Here is a 20,794-nt window from a genome sequence, read left to right as displayed (position 1 = left end):
ATCTTCTTCGAATTGTCCCGGTGTCGGTTGATGAAATGATGGTGCCATGCTTGCAAAAATTGTCTGCGTAGGGTGTTTGTCACTGCTGTTGCTGTCCGACCTCGTCGCTGCCGAGGCGTTGCGGGCCATGGAAAGCCAGGTGCTGCGCTTGGCAGACCTGCAGCGTAGCGAATGGTCGGCCCGCCAGGACTGGCAGAGTCAACGGCAGCTCCTACAGGACCAGCTCGCAATCCTGCAAAAGCAGAGCGCAGTGCTGGCTACGGCCCTGGCGGCACAGCGGCAGGAAACCGCCGCGAGTGCTGCCGGTAATGCGGACCTCGCCGGGGAACTGACGGCGCTGCAAGCGCGCCTCGGCGAGCTCTGTGCGGCAATGCTGACGCAGAACGACGCCTTGTTGGCCCTACGCCGACGTCTGCCGCCGGACCTGCGCCGGCATTTGCAGGACGCTTTTTCCCGCCTGGAGCGCCTGACGGAAGCCGCACCGGCCTTGACGGAACTGCCGGGCATCCTGCAGACGCAGCTGAGTGTGCTGACTGAGATTGAGCAGTATGACCACGGCATTCATCTGGCCAAGGAGGTCCTGCCTAACCCAGACGAGCAGCGCCGTGAATATGACGTGATGTATCTCGGGTTGGCCGTGGCCTACGCGCTGTCAGCCGGCGGCGATCGCGCCGGCATGGGCGTACCGACGGCTGCGGGCTGGGAATGGCGCTGGCAGGACGAGTGGATTCCCGCCGTTGCCCAGGCCATGGCAGTGGCTCGCAAAGAACAGCCCGCGCAACTTCTGCGCCTGCCACTGCCGCCCATCGTCGGGGAGGTGCGGCCGTGACGCGTAAGCTTTTATCCCTGTCGCTGGCTCTGCTGCTGGCGCTATTTGCTCACAGCGCCCCGCTTGCAGGCGCCGACGACACTACGCCGCAGGCAGCGCCTGCGGGCGCTGTCGCCACCCCGCCATCGCTGTCGGTGACGGCCGTTGCCGCGCAGTTGGACACTGAAATCGCGGTGGCCGCCGCCGCTCTGGCGGCCACGCACGATGCCATTCTGGCGGAAAAAAAGCAGTTGGCGGCCGACTTGCAGCGCCTGCGCGATGATCAGCGCGACCTGGACGCCGCGCTGACCGCCGAGGCCACCAAGGCCCAGGCCTTGCAGCGTGAACGCGCGGAGCAGGAACGCGAGCTGCGGCAGTTGCAGGAGATTGCCCGACAGCTTTTGGTCATGAGCCGCGATTTTGCTGCCAACCAGCAGCTTGGCGAGGGCTTCGGCCCCGAGCTGGCGACAACGCAAACCATGGCGGATTGCGCGGAGGGGTTGCGTACGGCCGCCGAGTTATCGCCGGCCGATCTGACTGCGTTGTTGCGCGTGGCCAACGCGCGCGTTGACGAGCGTCTTGGCGGCGTGCGCGGGCCGGGCCTGGCTTACGGCGCCGACGGCATGGAGCTCCAGGGAGAGTATCTGCGTTATGGCCCGCTGCTGTACTTTTGGCCGCCCGGCTCCATGCCGGCAGGGCTGGCGGCGCTGCGCCTGGGCAGTGCCGCACCGACCCTGTTCAGCCGGCTTGAGGCCGCAGATCAAACCGCGCTCGCCAGTCTGCGCGCTGGCGAGGTGGCGCAGGTGCCCATGGATTTGAGCATGGGCCAGGCGATCAGTCTGCGCGAGCAGGAGGACAGTCTGCTGGAGCATTACCTCAAGGGCGGTCCCGTGATGATCCCGATCCTTTTTCTGGCGCTGATGTGCCTGGTGTTGATCCTGTGGCGGGTACCGGTGCTGCTGCGGCTGCCCAGTGCGCGGGCGGTCAAGCGGGTCAGTGAGGTGGTAGCGCTGGTACGTGACGGTCGCATTGCCGAGGCCGAAAAGCTGGCTGACGGTCTGGGACGGCCGCTGTCCACGCTGGTACGCGCGGGTGTTGCCGCGCGCGGCATGGGCCGAGACAGCCTAGAAGAACTTCTTTATGAGCAGACATTGCTGCTGATACCGCCGCTGGGGCGCAGCCTGAGCGCGCTGGCGGTCAGCGCCAGCGCAGCGCCATTGCTGGGGCTGCTGGGCACGGTCACGGGCATCATTCATACCTTCCAGTTGATTACGGTGTACGGCTCGGGCGACGCGCGACTGCTGTCATCGGGCATTTCGGAGGCGTTGATTACGACCGAAGCTGGCCTGCTGGTGGCGATTCCGGCCTTGTTGATTCACGCATGGTGCACGCGACGGGTGCGGCACATGTCCACCCAAGCGCAGGAAGCGGCGATCTGTCTGCTCAATGGCCTAACGCTGAATCTGGACGAGCCAGCATTAGGCGGTCTTGCCGCGGTGCGCAGTTCCGCTAACGGGGGGGGGCCGGTGTCATGAACGCGGCCCTGGCAGAACTGGTGCGGGAAAGCCAAAGCTATCTGCAGGCCGGCGGCTGGCTGATGCTGCCCCTGGGCCTGATCGGATTTTGGATTTGGTGGCAGTACCTGTTGTTGCTCTGCCGTCTGCGTGAGGCGTTGCAGCACGACGATCCCCACACCTTGGGGCTGGATGGTGACCTACGGCCGGTTGGCCGTCTGGATGCCTGCGAACGCCGCTGCGCTGGGCTCGCCGGTGCGGTGCCGCGGATGATTGTGCACGCGATCGCGCGGATGCGTGCGGGACAATCACCGGAAACGGCCTTCGCGCAATGCCGGAGCATTGAGCTGGGCGAGTACCGCATCGCCATGCTCGGTCTGGGCGCGCTGGTGGCGGCGGCGCCGCTGGTGGGACTGTTGGGAACGGTGCTGGGCATGATTCGGACCTTCGCGGCGGTGTCCCAACGCAGCAGCGATGTGACCGGCATGGTCGCCGACGGCGTTAGCATGGCCTTGATCACCACTCAGGCCGGGCTGGTGGCGGCGCTGGCTGGGACTTTTGGGCTGGCGCACCTGTTCTGGCGTTATCAGCACTTGGTGAATCAGGCGCACCTCTGCGGTGCGGGCTTTTTGCGTGGGCTGGGCGCCGGCGAACCGCCGCCTGATGACAGTGGCGCCGGCGGCAGCGACGTGCTGCCAGCAACAGCGGAATGACGGGCTACACGACTGCAGGCGTCATCAGAGCGTCGGCAAGGCATCACTACGAAAACAGGATTAGCGATGAAGCATTTTCGGCAGATGGAAAACATCGGCGGCGAGCCCGCCGAGATCAACATGTCGCCCCTGGTGGACATGGTTTTCCTGCTGCTGATTTTTTTCATGGTGACGACGGTGTTTGTGCAGGAGACCGGCGTGGACGTGAACAAGCCGCAGGCCGCCAGCGCTGAATCGCTGGCGCAGAATAGCATATTGCTGGCATTGACCACGGACGGGCGGGTGGTTCATGGTGGCCAGGAAGTCAGTATGAATCGCCTGCGCTCACTGGTCAGCGGGCTCCTGCAGGCTAAGGATATGCCCGTGATCATTCTGGCTGACGAGCGTTCCCAGACCGGCCTGCTGGTGCAGTTGATCGACCAATGCAAGTTGGCGGGGGCCCGCGACGTCAGTGTCGCGGCGACCAAGGAGTAGTGAGGCGATGAAGCGCGACATTTGGCAGGACAAGCGAGTCGTCTATCAGCACAGTCCGCTGCGCTGGTACTGGCGCGTGTCCGTGCTGTTTACCGCGCTTTGCCTGGGGCTGCTGACGCTGCTGCTGCCTGCGGTGGAACTGGTTAAGCCGCCCGTGGCCACGCCCGTCGTCTATCGCGGAGTGAATACGACGACCTGGACCACGCCGCTGCAGCTACCGCCACCGCCGCCGCCGCCCGAGCCTGAACGCGAGGAGCCCGAGCCCGAGGAGCCACCGGAACTACCCGATCTGGCGTTGCCGGCGCCGCCGGCGCCGCCCGAGCCACTGCGTTTGCCGCTGGAGTACGACTTCCAGCTGGCGACAGCCGCGCCGGACCTCGCACTCAATTTCGTCGTCGATCGGGGGGCACGGGACGTGCCGGCCGAGGGCGGCGCTGTTGTTGCGACAACGGCTGGGGACGCCGGCGGTGCCGCAGCTGACGCAGCCGACGGCGTCTATGCCAGCGAGCGCATTGACCAGCCGCCGGAGCTCCGTGAGCAGGTGCGGCCCTTGTATCCCTACCGGGCGCGAGTGCGCGGCGTGGAAGGCTATGTGGATGTGCGTTTTGTGGTCGACGAGACGGGCCGGGTCGGCGACGAGCAGGTCTTGGCGGACAGTCCGCCGGGCGTCTTTGCCGACGCGGCGCTGCGTGCCTTGCGGCGTTGGCAGTTCAATCCGGGCGTGCATGGCGGCCGGCCGGTGCGGACGCTGATGCGCATCCGCATCCGTTTTGATCTGGAAGATTGAGATAGACGAAGCCCGACGGCGTCTGACGGCATCAGTTTGTCGTCATGGCCAGCCGGAACAGCAAAAAGGAAGATTGCAATGAAATTGTTCCATGGACAGCTGCCGTTGGTTTCCGCCGTACTGCTTAGCTGCAGCGCGGTATTTGCTGGCTACAAGAAGACCGACCTGCTCTACGATTTTAGTTTTGACACGCCTGAGAGTCTGGCTAACTGGTCCGAAGACGCCGCGCAGTTTTACCGCGCGGGGGAGGGCGCCGAGCAGTCAGGTGTCATGTACTTCAAGGCCGACACCGACAAGCACGACCTGTGGATATCTACGAGTCTTGACCCGGCGAAACTCGAAGGCATGATCCAGCTTGAGGCCGTGGTGCGGGGCAAGGGCCTGCTACCGGCCAAGAAATCTTACTGGGGCACGAAGATTATGCTGACGATTACCCGCGGCAAGACGCAGAGTCATCCCGAGCCGCCGCGCAGCACTGGCAGTTATGATTGGCGGACGGTTTTCACGGTGCAGAATATCTTGCCCGGGACCGATATGGTCAGCCTCAGCATCGGCATCCAGCAGGCGATCGGCGAATTCTGGGTTGACAGCGTGCGCATCTACCGCTGCGTCGAGACCGACGAGGCGGCCAACGAGCCGCCACCGGTGAATGAAGAGGCCAAACTCGTGCCCCGTGGCGATCACCGCGGCGCCCGTTATCGCGGTTTCATGTCCGGCCATGACATGAGCGACGAAGCCTTTGCGACGCTGGCAGACTGGCAGGTCAATCTTATCCGTTATCAGCTCCACGCCGGCCGCCGGGATATTTCGACGCCGGAGAAGTACCTTGCCTGGCTGGACGACGCCATGGTCGAGATGGACGTGGTGCTGGCGCGCTGCGCCCGCCATGGCATCAAAGTGGCTATCGACTTGCACACGGGCCCCGGGACGATCCGCACGGCCGAGGCGAGCAATATCCTGGTGGAGAGTGAGGCGAATATGGCGACGCTGGAAGAGGCATGGCGCCAGCTGGCCGGCCATTATCGCGGCAACGCCCACATCTACGGTTACGATCTGCTCAACGAGCCCAAGGTCGGCAACTACGTGCAAGGGGCGGAGAATCCCTGGCAGCTGATCACGGAACGGCTGGTCGCCGTTATTCGCGCCATTGATCCGACGACGCCGATCATCACCGAGCCTAGCTTCCGTACTTTCCGGCCGGTGAATGACCCGTATATGATCTACAGCCCGCACTTCTACTCGCCCCACAGCTTCACCCATCAAGGCGTCGGCGACCGCAAGGTCCGTTGGTCCTACCCCGGCTGGATTGACGGCGTGTACTGGGACAAGGAACAACTCCGGCTGAGCATGGCCGAGGTCATCAATTTCCAACGCCAGCACAATGTGCCCATCTTCGTGGGCGAATTCAGCGCCATCAACTGGGGCAAGGGCGCCGACAAGTACCTGCAGGACTCAATCGAACTCTACGAGGAGTACGGCTGGGACTGGACATACCACGCCTTCCGCGAATGGGACGCCTGGAGTATCGAACACGATGGTTACGAATTCCAAAAAGTCCGCCCGTCCGACGATAACCCGCGCAAACAGGTGCTCCTCAAAGCACTCGAAAAGAACACCAATAGGCCCTGAGCACCACGGCCACTGTTGGCCCGATGGCGCTGCCGGCGCCGTTGGGCGCTAACTGGCCTGCCAGGTCCGCTCGACGGTCTTTTTCGCGGACGGATCGGACCGATCGGACCGATCGGTCGGTGTGGCGTTCGTTTTGTAATCGGTCAGTGTACACCCCGGCGCTTCGCTGGGACAATTTGCAGGAAACCCACGACCCGCCGCCGCCCAGCCATCCGACCTTGATTTCCGCCGACCTTTGCGGCAGCGTGTTTCATAGGAGTAACTATTCATGCGGCGGGGGAGACGGGCCGGGTACGGTCGGCGTGGATGACGAGGACGGTTTATTGAGCCGTCTTGTCGGAGTGGGCGAGACGCCCACTCCACGGCCGCGAGACGTAATCGGTAAGTAACCACCCCGGTGGGGAAAACACCGGGGACAATTTGCAGGAAACCCACGACCATTCGCCGCCCAACCATCCGACCTTGATTTCCGCCGACCTTTGCGGCAGCGTGTTTCATAGGAGTGATTGAGAATGGACGCACGGCATGCCGCTTCTTGACTGGGGGGACACTGGACGTTTTTTGGACACCATGGACGCTATGGACACCGCCGGTCAGTCCACGGCGTCCAAGCAGTCCACAACCGGTCCCCGGTGTCCAAGGCGTCCTTCCCCATGGTCCAGAAAGTCCCCACGGTCCAATCCATGGGACCATGCCTCATGAGTCCGTGAGTCCTCGCCCCAGTGCGCGCAGTCGCCAAGTCGTCCCCATGGTCCCAGTCGTCCTCTGAGACCGGCCATTATCAATGGCTGACCGGTAACTTCGTTTTTAGCGAAAAGGCTGTCAAGTGATTGAAAGTCATCATTGCGCCACTACATTACAGTTTCCTTATTTTGTAACGAATGTATCGTCGTCAGGAGGATTCATTTATGAATGAAGAATATCTGGCCCGCGCCAGAGAAAAAGTGTCGGATGTCCGTATCTTCATCAACGGCGTTTCGAAGCGTGCGGCGCAGCTGGCCAAGGGCGCGCGTCGGTTGGTTCCCTCGCCGCCCAACGACGAGCGTTCGCACTTGGATATAGCGCTGTTGGAAGTTGCCGAGGGCAAGGTGGTTATCACCGCTGGTGATGATGCCGATACTGGCAAGTAAGCGAAAAATACTAGCGTCGGCCGTAATTTTCGGCTGGCAAAAAAATACGGTTTTCGGCCGCAGGTCGAAAGCCGTATTTGTAAGGGCCGTCGGCGCGCTGCGGTGCTGTTTGCGGTCAGACGGTGAAGATTGTCATAGGAGCGCGCTGGTCATGGCGAATGTGTATGTGTTTCTCGGACCTCCCGGAGCAGGCAAGGGTACTCTCGGCGAATTATTTTGCCGTGACAGTGGCGCCATCCACGTGTCGACCGGCCAGTTGCTGCGGGACGAGATGGCGCAGGGTAGCGACTTGGGGCTGCAGGTGAAAGACCTCATCGCTCGCGGTGCTCTGGTTTCTGACGATATCGTTGCTGCTATGGTGGCCAAACGTTTGACCCAGCCCGATATCAAAGCTCACGGTGTGCTGCTGGACGGCTTTCCGCGCACGGTGCCACAGGCAGAAATGCTCAGCACCATCCTGGCCAAAAGTGGCGATGTCATGGCCGCCGTATTGCTGATTGAGGCCGATGACGCCATGCTGATGGGGCGCCTGACCTCCCGCCGCATGTGCCCGAACAAGCAGTGCGAAGCCATCTATAATGTCCAGACCAACCCGCCCCGCCAAGAAGGTATTTGCGACCGCTGTGGCGCCGCGCTCATCCAGCGCTCCGACGATAGCGAGGAAACCGCCCGCGGCCGCTTGAAAGTTTATGATGAACAGACCCGGCCGTTGGTGGATTACTACCAGGGCAAAGGCCAACTCGTGCGCATGCACAGCGGCGACGTCGCCGTCGATGTCAATTACGGCCGGCTGAAAGCCGCCCTGAAACGATAATACAGTGGACTGCAGGATATGACCAGGGGAAAAATTACCATCTATCAGCCGGAGGAAATCGTCGGCGTTCGGGCTGCGGCCCAGGCGTCGGCCATGGTGCTTAAGCGTCTTTGCGACGCGGTGACACCGGGCATGACGACGGCGGATGTGGACCACCTGGCCGAAGAATTTATCCGCGATACTGGTGGGAAGAGCGCGTTTCTTGGTTATCAGGGCTACCCCGGGCAGATTTGCGTGTCCATCAATGACGAAGTTGTGCACGGCATCGGCCGTGCCGATCGCGTCATTGCCCCGGGCGACATCGTCAGTTTGGACGTTGGCGTGACCCTGGGTGGCTACGTCGGCGACAACGCCCGCAGCATCTGCGTCGGCCAAGACGCCACCGGCGTCGCGGCGGACTTGCTGCACGTGACGGAAGAGGCGTTGGCCGCGGGCATTGAGCAAGCCCGTGATGGCAATTGTGTCAATGATATCGGCCGAGCCGTCGAGCAGGTCGCCAAGCGCGCCGGCTTCAGTGTCGTGCGCGATATGGTCGGCCACGGCTGCGGCCGGCACATGCACGAGCCGCCGGAAGTGCCGAACTATCGGCTGCCGGGGCACAGCCCGACCCTGCGGGCGGGAATGATCCTGGCCATTGAGCCGATGGTCAATGTCGGCACCTGGCGGATCACCATCGACCGCCGCGACGGCTGGACGGTGCGCAGCGCCGATGCGTCCTTGTCTGCCCATTTTGAACATCAAGTCCTGATCACCAAGAACCAAGCGGAGATTTTAACGTGGGTAAAGACTGCATAAAAGTCGAAGGTATTGTCAAAGAGCTGCTTCCCAATACGGAATTTATTGTCACTCTGGAAAACGGCCACGAGGTTCGCGCGTACATCAGCGGCAAGATGCGACTGCATTTCATCCGCATCCTGCCCGGTGATCAAGTGACGGTGGAATTGTCTCCCTACGATCTAACCAAGGGGCGCATATCCTACCGGAAACGCTAAGGCCGCGTTCTTGCCGTCGCTTGGCATTCGTTGGGGCGGCAAGCAAATTTGGCGCGTCTCTTGTTGATTTGTCACTAATTGTGCACTATATTCAAATCCTTTGTTTTTTGTCAGTATGAGTGGCGTCAATGTTTCCGGCCGCCGTTCAGGCTGGCATCTGAAGCATGGCCCCCTAAAAAAAGCCGGAAGGATCAGGCGGAAAGAAGGCATTATGAAAGTCAGAGCATCAGTCAAGCGTATGTGCAACAGCTGCCGCGTCGTGAAGCGTGCAGGCGTGATTCGGATCATCTGCAAGAATACCCGTCACAAACAGCGTCAGGGTTAATGCGGCCGCAGGCGACGGCGCCCGGCACTGTGAACAGGAACAGGGAAGCTTCAAGCGTAGGAAGAAAACATGCCCAGAATACTCGGAATAGACATTCCCAACAACAAGCACACGAACATCTCTCTGACCTATTTGTATGGTATTGGGCAGAAGAGTGCGGATGAGATATGCCGTCGTGCCCAGATCGACCCCAGCACCAAGGCTGGCGAACTGACGGAGGCCAACATCTCGGCCATTCTACAGATTCTTCAGGAAAGTTACATGGTCGAGGGTGATTTGCGCCGGCAGGTCGCGCAGAACATCCGTCGTCTGATTGCGATCAACTCGTATCGCGGCCAGCGTCATCGTCGCAACCTGCCTGTTCATGGTCAGCGCACGCGGACCAATGCCCGTACCCGCAAGGGCGGCAAGAAGACCGTCGGCGCGATCCGCGACCGTTCGGAACGCAAGCAGGCCAACACCGGCAGCAAGTAAGCCGCAGTTGGGTTTGGCCGGACTGTCCGGCGAGATCAGGAAGCAAGAGTAACGAAGGCCCCACCAGGGAGAAGATCACGATATGGCAGACGAAAGCATCGATGTGCAAAAGCCGGAGGAAAGCACCACTCCACAGCCAGTTGAAACCAAGCGCGTCAAATCCAAAGGCGGTCGCCAGGTCTTGAGCGGTATTGTTCATATTGACTCGACCTTTAACAACACCCATGTGGCGATATCCGACCAGCAGGGCAATATGCTGTCCTGGTCCACGGGCGGCAAGCTGGGTTACAAGGGTTCGCGCAAGAGCACGGCCTATGTGGCGCAGTTGATTGCGACGGACGCGGCGAAGAAGGCGATGGCGACCTACGGCTTGCGTGAAGTTGAAGTGCAGGTGAAAGGGCCCGGTGCGGGCCGCGAATCGGCAGTACGCGGTATCGCCGCCGCCGGTTTGGATATTACGGTGCTCAAGGATGTCACCCCATTGCCGCACAATGGCTGCCGTCCTCCCAAACGCCGGCGTGTGTGAAGACACACGGTTGTCGGTTTTTGGGTTAAGCGAAGAGTGTATGGACATGAGCACGTAAGGAGAAAAACATGCCAGGCATTGAAGGTTTTGAGCTTCCCAACGCGCTGGTTGTGGACGAGGCGACGGCTACGCCGCGCTACGCCCGTTTTACCGCAGAGCCCTGGGAGAATGGTTTTGGGCATACGATGGGCAACGCGTTGCGTCGGGTATTGTTGTCCTCCATGGAAGGCGTGGCGGTATCAAGTATTCGGATTGATGGAGTTTCGCACGAGTTCAGCTCCATTCCGGATGTTCTTGAGGACGTCATGCTGATCATCCTCAACATCAAAAAATTGAAGTTTTCCTGTGACGGCAGTCTGCCGCGGACGCTTGAGCTGTACGCGGACGAGGCTGGCGAGGTCACGGCGGCGAACATCCGTGAAGACGGCGTGACCACGGTGTTGAATCCCGAGCAGGTGATTTGCACGTTGGACAAGAACCGCCCGTTGCGGATGGAATTGGAACTGGAGCGCGGCCGCGGCTATCGCGCTGCGGAGGAGAACAAGCGCGAGGACCAGCCGATCGGGACCATTCCCGTCGATTGTCTTTTTAGCCCCATTGAGCGCGTTCGTTATGACGTTCAGGCCTGCCGAGTTGGTCAGCACACTGACTACGACCGCCTGGAGCTTGAGGTTTGGACCGACGGTCGCATTGATCCCCGCGATGCGGTGGTTCGCTCGGCGATGATATTGCGCGAGCACCTTGGGGTTTTTGTCAAGAGTGAAGGTGCTGCCATGAGTGGCACGGTATCGGCCCCGGTGGCCGGTCTGACTGATGATGAGAAGGAGCTGGTCGAGAAGCTTTGCACCAACGTAAACAGCCTTGAGCTGTCGGTTCGTGCGGTGAATTGCCTGAATTCCGCGCAGATCAGCTATCTCGGCGAGTTGGTTGAGAAGTCCGAGAGCCAGATGTTGAAGTACCGCAACTTCGGTCGCAAGTCTCTGCAGGAGATCAAGCTGAAGCTTGAGAGCCGGGGCTTGAATCTGGAGATGGTCCTGGCTGACAATGTCAGGGATGAGATGAACCGCCTGTTGGCGTTGAAAACGCAGAATAAAGAGGATTGAGCCGGATGAGACATCGCAAACACACATTTAAGATTGGTCGCACGTCAGCCCATCGGCGTTCCCTTCTGGCCAATGCCGTCTGCAGTCTGATTGAGCATGGTCGGATCACGACGACGCTGGTGAAGGCGAAGGAAGTTCGCCGCTTGGCCGAGAAGATGGTGACCTTGGGCAAGACTGGCACCCTGCACACGCGTCGGCAGGCTATTGCTGAGCTGCAGCAGGTTGACAAAGTCGGCAAGTTGTTCAGCGAGATTGCTCCGGGCTTCAAGGAACGCCAGGGCGGCTACACCCGCATGATGAAGCTCGGGCCACGCATAGGCGACAACGCCGAGATGTGCATCTTGGAATTTGTTGAGAATGACGAGAAGGCTGCTGCGCAGAAGGGCGCAGGCGCTGCGGCTGCTGCGGTAGCGGCACCGGCGGCGGAAACGCCGGCGGCGGAGGATGCTCCGAAGGCCTGATGGTCATTTTGTTTTGCCTGAACGCTGAAACCGGTGACGGGAGAATAACCGTTGCCGGTTTTTTGCGTCATGACCAAATTGCGGCGTGAGCCATTGCCGGCGGGTTGCCGGGTGAGTGGAGCAGACTATGAACGAGCAGGGCTGTGGGGATTTTCAGGAACTGTGGTCACGGGACCTCGCCCGACTGGGGCTGCGTGCCCGGCTTTTCCGTCATGGCTGTGGCATGGAAGTGCTGAGCATGGAAAACGGCGACCGCGAGAACTGGTTTTCCGCCTGCTTTCCCACCATGCCCACGGACGACAGCGGCGTGGCGCACATAATTGAGCACGTGGTGCTCGGCGGTTCCCGGCGTTATCCGGTGAAGGACCCCTTCATGGAGATGGTGAAGTCGAGCATGGCGTCCTTTATCAACGCCATGACCTATCCCGACCACACGGTGTATCCCGTTGCAAGTACCAACCGGCGGGATTTCTTCAACCTCGTCGATGTTTATTGGGACGCGATTTTCTATCCGAATCTGAGTACGGACGGGCTGCGGCAGGAGGGCTGGCACTACGAGCTGTCGCAGCCGGGCGATTTGACGTCGCCGCTCTGCGTCAACGGCATCGTCCTCAATGAAATGCGGGCGGCCACGGCGGAACTCGACACCGTCATTGACCAGGAACTCAACCGGGCGCTGCTGCCTGACTCGCCCCGGGCCTTCGAGGCCGGCGGGCGTCCCGAGGCCATCAGTGCGCTCAACGACGAGGCCTTTCGCGACTTTTATCGCCAGCACTACCACCCATCGCGGGCGCGCATCTGCTTTTGGGGTGACATTCCCACCGCCGAGAAGTTGTCCTACGTATCCCGGCATTTGGTCGCGATGCCCGGGCTCGGCGCGGTGAGTGCGGCGGCGCCCTTGCCGCCGCGGCCGCGGCAGGCGCGCTGGACCTCACCCCGGCGCCAGCGCGTGGCTTTTGCGCCGGAGCTGAGTGATGGGCAGAGCGACCAAGCCGGCGCGTGGGTGATGGCATGTTTTCTGCATGACGGCCTGGAGCCCCTGTTGGACCTGGCTTTCGACCTGCTGGATTACCTTCTGCTGGGCGACGCCGCGGCGCCGCTGCAGAAGGCCCTGCTGGAATCCGGCCTCGGCGATGGCCTGGTTGACAGCGGCTACGACAACGAAAGCATCGAAGCCGTCTTCCGCGTCGGTCTCACGGGCTGTCCGTCGGAGAATTTTCCAGCGTTGGAGCGTCTCGTGCGCGACTGTCTGACTGAGCAGGTCCGCAACGGCTTTCCCCCCGCGAAGCTCCAGACGGCTTTTCGGCAGTTTCGTCTGGAACAGCAGGAGATTGGCGAAGACCACTGTCTGTCTGTGCTTGAGGACGTGTTTTCGTCTTGGATTCACGGCGGCGACCCGTTGTTGTATGTGGACAACGCGGCGGTGCTGGACGAACTGTCGGCGACACTGGCGGCGCAGCCGCGTTTTCTGGAAGAGCTGCTTGCGCGTCACGTGTTGAACAATCCCCATACGCTCTATCTTGAGCTGGTTCCGGACACGACCCTGCAGTCTCGTCGTTTCGCCGACGAGGCCGCGCGCCTGGCGGCTATCCGTGCGGGAATGAGTGACGATGAGTTGCGCCGGATAGACGCCGAGGCCGCCGCCCTGAAGGCGCGACAGGAGGCACCCAACCGGGCTGAGGACCTCGCCTGTCTGCCGCGCTTGCGGCGGGAAGACCTGCCGCGGGAATTGCCGCCATTTCCCTGCCGGCGCGAGGTCCTGCCCACGGGCGTGGTCCTCCTGCAGCCGGAACTGTTCAGCAATGGCGTCAGTTATCTTGATCTGGTCTATCCCCTGTCGGCATTTCCTGTTGAGCTCCTGCCGGCCATGCCCTTTTATTTTCACCTCGCGGGCCGCGTCGGTGTTGCCGGCCGGAGTTACGACACGATGGCCGAGCAGTTGGCGGCGGCGACGGCGTCCATTCAGTACCGGCCTTTTGTTGGCCATGACATTCGCCCGGGAAACGCTGTCCTCGGCGGCTATGTACTCGTTCATCTCAGTGCCCTGGAAGAGTGCCTGCCCGAAGCCTTGGCGCTGCTGCAGGAGCGCCTGCGCCTGACTATCTTCGACGAACGCAAACGCTGCCAGGAACTCCTGCGCCAAAATTGGTCCCACGTACGCGACGAGTTGCTCGAAAATGGCCAGGGCGTGGCGATGACCCGCGCCGCGGCCGGACTGTCGCCCCTGAGCACCCTCGCCGAGAGCTGGCGCGGCGTCGAACACGCCGTGGCCGCGAAGAAGAACGCACGCAACTTCGCTCGTGAATTCGGCGCCTTGCAGGAGCAATGCCGGACCATCCAGGCCTGCCTGGCGGCGCAGTCGCCGCTGGCGGCGGCCTATGTCGGTGGCGACGTCGGTTTGGCCGCCTGCCGCGATTTTCTACGGGGCTTCGGGGTGGTGCCGGCTCCTGCCGGGCTTTCGCTACCGTCTCTGCCAGCCTGGCCTGCGACGGGGCGGCGTGAGGCCTTGCTGGTGAACGGCGGTGTCGGCTTTTGTGCGCGGGTCATGCCGGCGCCATTGGCGACCGCGCCGTCGTCAGTGGCGCTGCATGCCTATGCGCACATGCTCAGCTGCGGGAAACTCTGGGATGAGATTCGCGTCAAGGGCGGCGCCTATGGCGCGCACTGCAGTTACGACGGCAATCTCGGCATGCTGCAGTTCAGCTCCAACAGTGACCCACAGCCCGCCAGGACGTTCGGTGTTTTCGCCGCTCTCGCGCAGGAAGATTTTCGCTGCGACGACGAGGACGTCCAAGCCGCGATCATCGCCGGCATCAAAACCGACGAACGGCCGCTGCGGCCCGCCCGGGCCTGCGCCCAGGCGCTCTGGCGCGAACTCTTCGGCTGGACTGACGAGCGCCGCGGCGAAATCCGTCGCCAGCTCTTTGCCCTCACGCCCGAACACGTGCGACGCGGCGCGGCCGAATTCTGGCAGCATTCCGCCACCCTGGCTAACGACTGCGTGGTTGCACCGGCGGCGTTGGCCAGCTCATTGCACTACCGGACATTGACTGTTTAGCCACGACCCGCATCACCCATGCGCTCGCGAATTATGCCGAGGAATGACATGCAGGTAGAAAACGACATTCTTTTCATAGACGACGGCAGCGTGCCTTCTTTTGGACGCAGCGTTCTGGCGCGGCCTGGCGTTTTCAGCCTCTCGGCGTCAGCGCCGCCGCCGCAGTTGGCGGCCATGCCGGTCCGTCCGCGCTGCGTGCTGCTGCATGTGGCTGGTGAAGCACGCGCGCAGTGGCTACGTGAATTGCTGCGCCTCAAATGGCCTATTGCCTGCGCCTGGCCCGATACGACAGCCGCCGATGGCGCGCCTGACGACGATCCACGCTGGCTCGACCAGCTCGCCGCTGCGACGAGCAAACGGCGCCTGCCGACATGCGTCCTCGGCGCCTGGCGGGTCCTGCCGGCGCTGGCGAGTCTCAAGGAACTGATCAGTGGCGGCTGCCTCGGCGAGATACTTGAAGTCGACTGGACCTGGGGCGACGAAGCGGGGCCGTCTCGCCGCTACCAGTGGTTCGCTGACGATGTCTTGCGCTGGCTGGCGGAGGGCACCGCCACAAACGGTGGACAGGGTGGACAGGGTGGACAGGGTGGACAGGGTGTTTTGTCTGGCACGGGTGGCGTTTGCGGGCAGGGCTTGTCGGCGACGGTTTTGGCGTCGCCGCTGGTCGCCGGCGAAGCGCTGTGCAGTGTGGTTGGCAGCGCTGGCCAGGCCGTCGCGCGGCTACGCCTGCCCGCCGGCGCCGGCTGTGTGGAAAGTGTGCTGGGCGCGCGTCGCCGTCGGCAGGAATACAGCGCCGTCAACGGCCTTGAGCTGGAGCTGACCCTGCTTTGGCGTTTTGCCTGTAGGGAGCTGAAGAACTGGCCCGCACTGGCTATGCTCAATGACGATGGCCGGTAGGGCATCAGGCTTGAGAAAGAGCAAGAACGCTATTCGAGCGGGGCGCACGCCAGGCATCCCAGGCCGCGAAGCGGCAGAAGCGCTGAAAGCGCGAAGCATACCAGCCCAGGGCAAGCGACGCCGAAGGCGGAGCGTCGCCCTGGGTAAAGCGCCAGTATTGTTCGTGTTCCTCGGCCTCTTTGGCCCCAGTCGGCGAAGCTGACTGGGGCCAAAGAGGCAATGGAACTCACTTACTTACCCGGGGTTGACGTCGGCGGCATGCCGTGCGTCCATTATCAATAAGTGAGGGATTACGAAAAAGGCTGTGAAAGGGGTCGCGATGATTTGCAAAACGGCTAATGGCCCTTAAATTATTTGCTCTTTGCATGTCTGCCAAGTGAACGGGAACACATACATAGCTGAGTTGGAATCATGAAGACATTTTTGCCCAAAGTTGACGAAATCGAGCGCAAGTGGTACGTGGTGAATGCTGAAAAACAGGTTCTGGGACGTTTGGCGGTGCAAATTGCCAATGCGTTACGGGGCAAGGACAAGGCTTGCTTCACGCCTCATTTGGATTGTGGTGATTTCATTGTCGTGGTCAATGCCGAAAAGGTCGTCATGACCGGCAAGAAAGACACGCAAAAGATTTACCAGGACTACTCCGGTTACACGGACGGTTTGAAGCGCCAGACGGCTGACGTTGTCCGCGCGAAGAATCCCACCCGTCTGATTCGTGACGCCGTGTGGGGGATGATGCCCAAAGGTCGTTTGGGCCGTGCCCAGTTCTCCAAGCTGAAAGTCTATGCCGGTCCCGAGCATCCGCACGCGGCACAGAAGGTCGAAGCATTCAACGTCAAGTAATGAATTTGTACTTATCATAGTGTCAGGAGCAAAGGATTTCAGCATGTCAGAGAACGAAGTGATTCATGCCATTGGCCGCCGCAAGTCTGCCAGTGCCCGTGTTCATATGAAGCCCGGCACTGGTAAGATCGTCATCAACCGCCGGTCGTTTGAGGATTATTTTCCGACTGAGACTCTTCGTGGCTATGCCACGCAGCCGTACCAGATCACTGGCCTGGGCAGCGAATTTGATTTGACCATCACCCTTGACGGTGGTGGTCAGGCCGGCCAGGCTGGCGCGGTCCGCCACGGCATTGCCCGTGCGCTGGAAATTCACAAACCCGAACTGCGTGCCGTGCTCAAAGCCGCCGGTATGCTTACCCGTGACTCCCGTGAGAAAGAGCGTAAAAAGCCCGGCCAACCCGGAGCCCGCAAGCGCTTCCAGTTCTCCAAGCGCTAATTGTTTTCGGCTAATGTTTTCTTGTGCTCCGGATCCGGCGATCGTGTATCGCCGGTTCCGGTTTTTTTGTTCATGGAGCTGATAGCGCGATGGGCTCTGGCTGGTCGGTGGGCCCCGCAGTCTCGTTTCCGCGTGGCTACTGACGCCACGCAAAGTCGGTTAGTGTTCAGAAAGTGAGAGGTCCGCAATCATGTCGAAGATCCGCGTTGGCATTGTCGGTGCATCGGGCTACGCCGGTGAAGAGTTACTGCGGCTGTTGTTGCAGCATCCAGCGGTTGAGTTGACCTGCATTACGTCGCGGCAATACGCTGGTCAGCCAGTGGGTACGGCCTTTCCCCGCTATCGTGAATGCCCGCTGAATTTCATGGCGCCGGATGTGGCGAGCTTTGCCGAGCTGGTGGACCTTGCCTTTCTGGCGTTGCCACACGGTCTGGCGGCCGAGTTTGCCGCGCCCCTGCTGGCGCATGGCGTGAAGGTGGTTGACATCAGTGCGGACTTCCGGCTGCGGGACACGGCGGTATACGCAAAGTATTACAAGAGCGAGCATCCGGCGCCGGAATTGTTGAGCAAAGCCGTATACGGCTTGCCAGAACGCTATGGCTCGGCGCTGCGGGGCGCCGAGCTGGTTGCCTGCGCGGGCTGTTATCCCACCAGCATTATCCTGCCTGGCTCAGCGCTGTTGGCGTCGGGTCTGGTGGAGACCACTGGCGTTGAGGCGATATCGCTCAGTGGCGTGTCTGGCGCGGGCCGCAAGGTCGATCTGCCCTACATCTTCCCCGAGTGCAACGAGAGCATCCGTCCCTATTCGGTGACGGGTCATCGCCATTTGCCGGAAATAGAGCAGGAACTGGCGGTTGCGGCGGGCGTGCCGGCAATCACCATGAATTTCATCCCGCACCTGATACCGGTGAATCGTGGTATCCACTCGACGATACTGTTCCACGGTCGCACCGGTTGCACGACAGACAAGGCCCTGGCGGCGCTCCACGCCGCCTACGACGGCAAGCCCTTCGTGCGGATTCTGGCGGCGGGCGAGTTGGCTGACACCAAGCATGTGACGATGACGAACATGTGTGAAATCGGCTGCGTCTTCGATCAACGCACTGGCCGCCTGTTGGTCAGCAGCGCGATCGACAATCTCACCAAGGGCGCGTCGGGGCAGGCCATCCAATGCATGAACATCATGTGTGGTCTGGACGAGACGGCCGGCCTGCGTTGATTAGCCAGGCGTTTATTGTATAATGACCTCGGTCATTTACATTACACGCCACTGTTGTCAGTCTTGGCCACACCAACGATTTTTCCTCACTTGGTTGTTTTGTAGCATCCACACCTTTTCGGGAGAAGAGCATGCAGAAAGCAAGAATGTTGTTCCACCGCATGATTTGCGTCGGTCTTATGCTAGCGCTTGCCGAAACGGCCGCCATTGCGGTGCCGGTAAAGAGCATCAGCATCAAGGCCACTACTGCGGAGTTGGTGCAGAGCACCCTGGAGGAGATGGTCTATCAGGTGATCAAAACCAAGGTCGGCGCGGAATTCGATCCGCAGATGCTCAGCGATGACATCCGCGCGCTGGTGAAAGTCGGCGCCTTTGAGGATGTGCGCACGCAGGTCGATCCCCTAGCTGACGGCGCGGTGAACGTGTCCTACCTGCTCAAGCCCAAACCGTTGGTCCGCAACATCGTTATCCAGGGCAACGACATCTACAAGACCAGTAAGCTGCGCAAGCTCATCACCCTCGAACCCGGCCGCTATGTAGACGAAACGGTGCTGGCCAAAGACCGCAATGCCATCCTCAGCAAGTACCGCGATGCCGGTTATTATGGGACGGAAGTCGCCTCCCTGCAGAGCAAGCCGGAAAGCGGCGTTGGCGTTGACGTGACCTACGTGGTCCGCGAAGAGCAGCGTAGCAAGCTTGAGGGCGTGGAGTTTGTCGGTAATACAGTATTTACCGCCGCTGAACTGCAGGAAGCCATGGTCACCAAGCGGCAGTGGTGGCGCTACATCTTCCGCTTTGGCAACTACTACAACGAGCAGCAGCTGGTTTTGGACAAGGATCAGCTCAAGACGCTCTATGGCACCAAGGGCTACATGGACTTCGCCGTCGAGGCCGTCGAACAACGCTACGACGCTAGCAACAAGTGGGTGGTACTGATCTTCAAGTTGCAGGAAGGCAAGCCATACACCGTTCGCAACGTCAGCATTGAGGGCGCTCAGCTGTTTACCGCAGAAAAGCTGCTGGCGTTGACGAAGCTGCGTTCAGGCATGATCCACGACGCCAATCAGGAAACCGCCGACCTCAACATCATGAAGGCCGAATACGAACGCCTTGGCTACATGGACCTGCGCTTCTATCCCGTCCACACCAAGGACAGTGAAAAACAACTGGTCGATATTGCTTACCGCGTCACCGAAGGCAGCCCGAGTCGCATCCGCGACATCGCCATCGTCGGCAATGAAATCACCCAAGACCGCGTTGTCCGCCGCGAGCTGGCCATCCAGCCGGACGAACTTGGCGACCTGGGCAAAATCCGCCTCTCCAAAGCCCGCCTGGACAACCTCGGCTACTTCGAACGGGTGGAGATCGTGCCGGTGGCGACCGAAATGGCGGAACTCAAGGACCTGCGCATTGAATTGTCAGAAAAGCCCACCGGGCATGTGTCCCTCGGTGCGGGCTACTCCACCGAGGATTCGGTGATTGGCTTTATCGAGTTCACCGAGTCGAATTTTGATATTGCGCGTCTTTTCAACTGGCCGCCGAAGGGTGCCGGTCAGCGCCTCCGCCTGCGTCTGCAGGGCGGTGCCGAAGTGTCGAATATCACCATCTCGCATGTCGAGCCCTGGCTCTTCGACCGGCGTCTGGAACTGGGCACCGACCTGTTCCTGCGCAACCGCTTTGAAGACGAATACGACCAGCGCAATGTCGGTGGCGGCATGATGCTGTCCTGGCCGCTGGCCTTCCGCATACCCGGCACGGAGCATATTGAGTCGTGGCGCATGGGCGTGGGCTTTCGCATCGAAAATGTCGACATATCTGACGTTGATGACCTCGACCCGAACGACCTGGTGCCTGGTGACTGGGACTATGTCCGCAACCGCACCATCCAGGACGAAGAGGGCGACGAATGGGCCAATCGCCTGATTCTGCGGTTGAGCCGCGACACTCGCGACGCATTTTACTTCCCCCGCGATGGTTCGCTGGTGACCCTGCAGAGCGAAATGGTGACCGAGGCCTTCGGCAGCTACGAGACCTATGGCCGCTTTAGCCTCGGCGGCGCCATGTACCGCCCACTGGTCCGTGACCTGGTGTTGAAGCTCTCCGCAGAATATTCGTCAACGACCAGCGACGACCCGGCGATCTTCGATCGCTATTTTGCTGGCGGCGTCGGCTCCCTGCGCGGCTTCAAACGCCGCGATGTCAGCCCCATTGATCAGTACGAAAACCCCATGGGCGGCAACAGCATGCTGCTGGGCTCCGTCGAGATTCTCATGCCGGTCAAGGACTTCATGTTCTTCAGCGTCTTTACGGACATCGGCAATGTCTGGTGGGATGAGTTTGACACCGACATCTCCAAGCTGAACATGAGTGTCGGCTTGGGCATCCAGTTCCGGGCGCTGCCCATCAGTCTGTACTATGGCGTGCCGGTGAGTACGGACTACGATCACTTGGACGGCAAGAGCGGCCGCTTCCATTTCAATATCGGTTATACCTACTGACGCTGAACGGCCGCAGCCACCATGGCCGGGCCGCGTAGCTTGAGCCGGCGGCGAGGGAATTGCCTCGGCCGCCGGCTATTTCTTGACAGA

General features: G+C 61.0%; 22 protein-coding genes. All 22 read left to right on the top strand.

Annotated elements, in window-relative coordinates; translation table 11 throughout:
* Nucleotides 1–46 precede the first annotated feature (46 nt).
* The 22 genes from J3R75_RS02945 (at nucleotide 47) to bamA (ending at nucleotide 20,704) form a co-directional block, all read left to right on the top strand.
* Nucleotides 47–829, top strand: coding sequence for a DUF3450 family protein (locus J3R75_RS02945; RefSeq protein WP_307259832.1), 783 nt, complete (start codon nucleotides 47–49; stop codon nucleotides 827–829).
* A 155-nt stretch (nucleotides 830–984) separates the two neighbouring features.
* Nucleotides 985–2,343 carry a MotA/TolQ/ExbB proton channel family protein gene (locus tag J3R75_RS02940; protein WP_307259831.1) on the top strand — a complete coding sequence of 453 codons (1,359 nt, stop codon included), beginning with the start codon at nucleotides 985–987 and terminating at the stop codon, nucleotides 2,341–2,343.
* Complete coding sequence (locus J3R75_RS02935; protein WP_307259830.1) at nucleotides 2,340–3,035, top strand: MotA/TolQ/ExbB proton channel family protein; 696 nt, start codon at nucleotides 2,340–2,342, stop codon at nucleotides 3,033–3,035. Before J3R75_RS02940 ends, J3R75_RS02935 begins: the two co-directional genes overlap by 4 nt.
* 66 nt (nucleotides 3,036–3,101) lie before the next feature.
* The gene (locus tag J3R75_RS02930; RefSeq protein ID WP_307259829.1) at nucleotides 3,102–3,509 is read left to right on the top strand and encodes an ExbD/TolR family protein; all 408 of its coding nucleotides are present in this window, start codon (nucleotides 3,102–3,104) and stop codon (nucleotides 3,507–3,509) included.
* A gap of 7 nt (nucleotides 3,510–3,516) precedes the next feature.
* Complete coding sequence (locus J3R75_RS02925; protein ID WP_307259828.1) at nucleotides 3,517–4,296, top strand: energy transducer TonB; 780 nt, start codon at nucleotides 3,517–3,519, stop codon at nucleotides 4,294–4,296.
* 78 nt (nucleotides 4,297–4,374) lie between these two features.
* Nucleotides 4,375–5,925 carry a glycoside hydrolase family 5 protein gene (locus tag J3R75_RS02920; RefSeq protein WP_307259827.1) on the top strand — a complete coding sequence of 517 codons (1,551 nt, stop codon included), beginning with the start codon at nucleotides 4,375–4,377 and terminating at the stop codon, nucleotides 5,923–5,925.
* A 146-nt stretch (nucleotides 5,926–6,071) separates the two neighbouring features.
* Nucleotides 6,072–6,314 carry a hypothetical protein gene (locus tag J3R75_RS02915; protein WP_307259826.1) on the top strand — a complete coding sequence of 81 codons (243 nt, stop codon included), beginning with the start codon at nucleotides 6,072–6,074 and terminating at the stop codon, nucleotides 6,312–6,314.
* A 519-nt stretch (nucleotides 6,315–6,833) separates the two neighbouring features.
* Entirely contained in the window at nucleotides 6,834–7,055 is a 222-nt protein-coding gene (locus J3R75_RS02910; RefSeq protein WP_307259825.1) for a DNA-directed RNA polymerase subunit omega, read from the top strand.
* A 151-nt stretch (nucleotides 7,056–7,206) separates the two neighbouring features.
* Entirely contained in the window at nucleotides 7,207–7,869 is a 663-nt protein-coding gene (locus J3R75_RS02905) for an adenylate kinase (RefSeq protein WP_307259824.1), read from the top strand.
* An 18-nt stretch (nucleotides 7,870–7,887) separates the two neighbouring features.
* Nucleotides 7,888–8,664 (top strand): type I methionyl aminopeptidase, encoded by a 777-nt coding sequence (map, locus tag J3R75_RS02900; RefSeq protein WP_307259823.1) that lies wholly within the window; start codon nucleotides 7,888–7,890, stop codon nucleotides 8,662–8,664.
* Nucleotides 8,646–8,861, top strand: a complete 216-nt coding sequence (infA, locus tag J3R75_RS02895) for a translation initiation factor IF-1 (RefSeq protein WP_307259822.1) — start codon at nucleotides 8,646–8,648, stop codon at nucleotides 8,859–8,861. The genes map and infA overlap by 19 nt, the downstream gene beginning before the upstream one ends.
* A gap of 211 nt (nucleotides 8,862–9,072) precedes the next feature.
* On the top strand, nucleotides 9,073–9,186 hold the full coding sequence (gene rpmJ, locus J3R75_RS02890; RefSeq protein WP_307259821.1) for a 50S ribosomal protein L36: 114 nt from the start codon (nucleotides 9,073–9,075) through the stop codon (nucleotides 9,184–9,186).
* Nucleotides 9,187–9,255: 69 nt separating this feature from the next.
* Nucleotides 9,256–9,660 carry a 30S ribosomal protein S13 gene (gene rpsM, locus J3R75_RS02885; RefSeq protein ID WP_307259820.1) on the top strand — a complete coding sequence of 135 codons (405 nt, stop codon included), beginning with the start codon at nucleotides 9,256–9,258 and terminating at the stop codon, nucleotides 9,658–9,660.
* An 82-nt stretch (nucleotides 9,661–9,742) separates the two neighbouring features.
* Complete coding sequence (gene rpsK, locus J3R75_RS02880; RefSeq protein ID WP_307259819.1) at nucleotides 9,743–10,186, top strand: 30S ribosomal protein S11; 444 nt, start codon at nucleotides 9,743–9,745, stop codon at nucleotides 10,184–10,186.
* Between the two features lie 68 nt (nucleotides 10,187–10,254).
* A complete protein-coding gene (locus tag J3R75_RS02875) occupies nucleotides 10,255–11,289 on the top strand; it encodes a DNA-directed RNA polymerase subunit alpha (RefSeq protein WP_307259818.1) in 1,035 nt (344 codons plus the stop codon).
* 5 nt (nucleotides 11,290–11,294) lie between these two features.
* Nucleotides 11,295–11,750 carry a 50S ribosomal protein L17 gene (gene rplQ / locus J3R75_RS02870; protein WP_307259817.1) on the top strand — a complete coding sequence of 152 codons (456 nt, stop codon included), beginning with the start codon at nucleotides 11,295–11,297 and terminating at the stop codon, nucleotides 11,748–11,750.
* 127 nt (nucleotides 11,751–11,877) lie between these two features.
* The gene (locus J3R75_RS02865; RefSeq protein WP_307259816.1) at nucleotides 11,878–14,808 is read left to right on the top strand and encodes an insulinase family protein; all 2,931 of its coding nucleotides are present in this window, start codon (nucleotides 11,878–11,880) and stop codon (nucleotides 14,806–14,808) included.
* A gap of 48 nt (nucleotides 14,809–14,856) precedes the next feature.
* Nucleotides 14,857–15,705: a hypothetical protein gene (locus J3R75_RS02860; RefSeq protein WP_307259815.1), complete on the top strand. Its 849-nt coding sequence runs from the start codon at nucleotides 14,857–14,859 to the stop codon at nucleotides 15,703–15,705.
* A gap of 411 nt (nucleotides 15,706–16,116) precedes the next feature.
* On the top strand, nucleotides 16,117–16,548 hold the full coding sequence (rplM, locus tag J3R75_RS02855; protein WP_370882360.1) for a 50S ribosomal protein L13: 432 nt from the start codon (nucleotides 16,117–16,119) through the stop codon (nucleotides 16,546–16,548).
* A gap of 43 nt (nucleotides 16,549–16,591) precedes the next feature.
* A complete protein-coding gene (gene rpsI, locus J3R75_RS02850) occupies nucleotides 16,592–16,987 on the top strand; it encodes a 30S ribosomal protein S9 (RefSeq protein WP_307259814.1) in 396 nt (131 codons plus the stop codon).
* Between the two features lie 190 nt (nucleotides 16,988–17,177).
* The gene (argC, locus tag J3R75_RS02845) at nucleotides 17,178–18,206 is read left to right on the top strand and encodes an N-acetyl-gamma-glutamyl-phosphate reductase (protein ID WP_307259813.1); all 1,029 of its coding nucleotides are present in this window, start codon (nucleotides 17,178–17,180) and stop codon (nucleotides 18,204–18,206) included.
* Between the two features lie 131 nt (nucleotides 18,207–18,337).
* Nucleotides 18,338–20,704 (top strand): outer membrane protein assembly factor BamA, encoded by a 2,367-nt coding sequence (gene bamA, locus J3R75_RS02840; RefSeq protein ID WP_307259812.1) that lies wholly within the window; start codon nucleotides 18,338–18,340, stop codon nucleotides 20,702–20,704.
* Nucleotides 20,705–20,794: the final 90 nt, after the last annotated feature.

It is taken from the genome of Oligosphaera ethanolica (genome assembly GCF_030814695.1).
Classification (GTDB): domain Bacteria; phylum Verrucomicrobiota; class Lentisphaeria; order Oligosphaerales; family Oligosphaeraceae; genus Oligosphaera; species Oligosphaera ethanolica.
The sequence above is the reverse complement of the archived record's forward strand: the minus strand, read 5'-3'. Positions and strand labels throughout refer to the sequence as shown.

Bases quoted from the DNA above. Each gene is read 5' to 3' on its own strand.
- J3R75_RS02945 (WP_307259832.1), top strand. From the start codon at position 47: ATGCTTGCAAAAATTGTCTGCGTAGGGTGTTTGTCACTGCTGTTGCTG.
- J3R75_RS02935 (WP_307259830.1), top strand. From the start codon at position 2,340: ATGAACGCGGCCCTGGCAGAACTGGTGCGGGAAAGCCAAAGCTATCTG.
- J3R75_RS02930 (WP_307259829.1), top strand. From the start codon at position 3,102: ATGAAGCATTTTCGGCAGATGGAAAACATCGGCGGCGAGCCCGCCGAG.
- J3R75_RS02925 (WP_307259828.1), top strand. From the start codon at position 3,517: ATGAAGCGCGACATTTGGCAGGACAAGCGAGTCGTCTATCAGCACAGT.
- J3R75_RS02920 (WP_307259827.1), top strand. From the start codon at position 4,375: ATGAAATTGTTCCATGGACAGCTGCCGTTGGTTTCCGCCGTACTGCTT.
- J3R75_RS02910 (WP_307259825.1), top strand. From the start codon at position 6,834: ATGAATGAAGAATATCTGGCCCGCGCCAGAGAAAAAGTGTCGGATGTC.
- J3R75_RS02905 (WP_307259824.1), top strand. From the start codon at position 7,207: ATGGCGAATGTGTATGTGTTTCTCGGACCTCCCGGAGCAGGCAAGGGT.
- map (WP_307259823.1), top strand. From the start codon at position 7,888: ATGACCAGGGGAAAAATTACCATCTATCAGCCGGAGGAAATCGTCGGC.
- rpmJ (WP_307259821.1), top strand. From the start codon at position 9,073: ATGAAAGTCAGAGCATCAGTCAAGCGTATGTGCAACAGCTGCCGCGTC.
- rpsM (WP_307259820.1), top strand. From the start codon at position 9,256: ATGCCCAGAATACTCGGAATAGACATTCCCAACAACAAGCACACGAAC.
- rpsK (WP_307259819.1), top strand. From the start codon at position 9,743: ATGGCAGACGAAAGCATCGATGTGCAAAAGCCGGAGGAAAGCACCACT.
- J3R75_RS02875 (WP_307259818.1), top strand. From the start codon at position 10,255: ATGCCAGGCATTGAAGGTTTTGAGCTTCCCAACGCGCTGGTTGTGGAC.
- rplQ (WP_307259817.1), top strand. From the start codon at position 11,295: ATGAGACATCGCAAACACACATTTAAGATTGGTCGCACGTCAGCCCAT.
- J3R75_RS02865 (WP_307259816.1), top strand. From the start codon at position 11,878: ATGAACGAGCAGGGCTGTGGGGATTTTCAGGAACTGTGGTCACGGGAC.
- J3R75_RS02860 (WP_307259815.1), top strand. From the start codon at position 14,857: ATGCAGGTAGAAAACGACATTCTTTTCATAGACGACGGCAGCGTGCCT.
- rplM (WP_370882360.1), top strand. From the start codon at position 16,117: ATGAAGACATTTTTGCCCAAAGTTGACGAAATCGAGCGCAAGTGGTAC.
- rpsI (WP_307259814.1), top strand. From the start codon at position 16,592: ATGTCAGAGAACGAAGTGATTCATGCCATTGGCCGCCGCAAGTCTGCC.
- argC (WP_307259813.1), top strand. From the start codon at position 17,178: ATGTCGAAGATCCGCGTTGGCATTGTCGGTGCATCGGGCTACGCCGGT.
- bamA (WP_307259812.1), top strand. From the start codon at position 18,338: ATGCAGAAAGCAAGAATGTTGTTCCACCGCATGATTTGCGTCGGTCTT.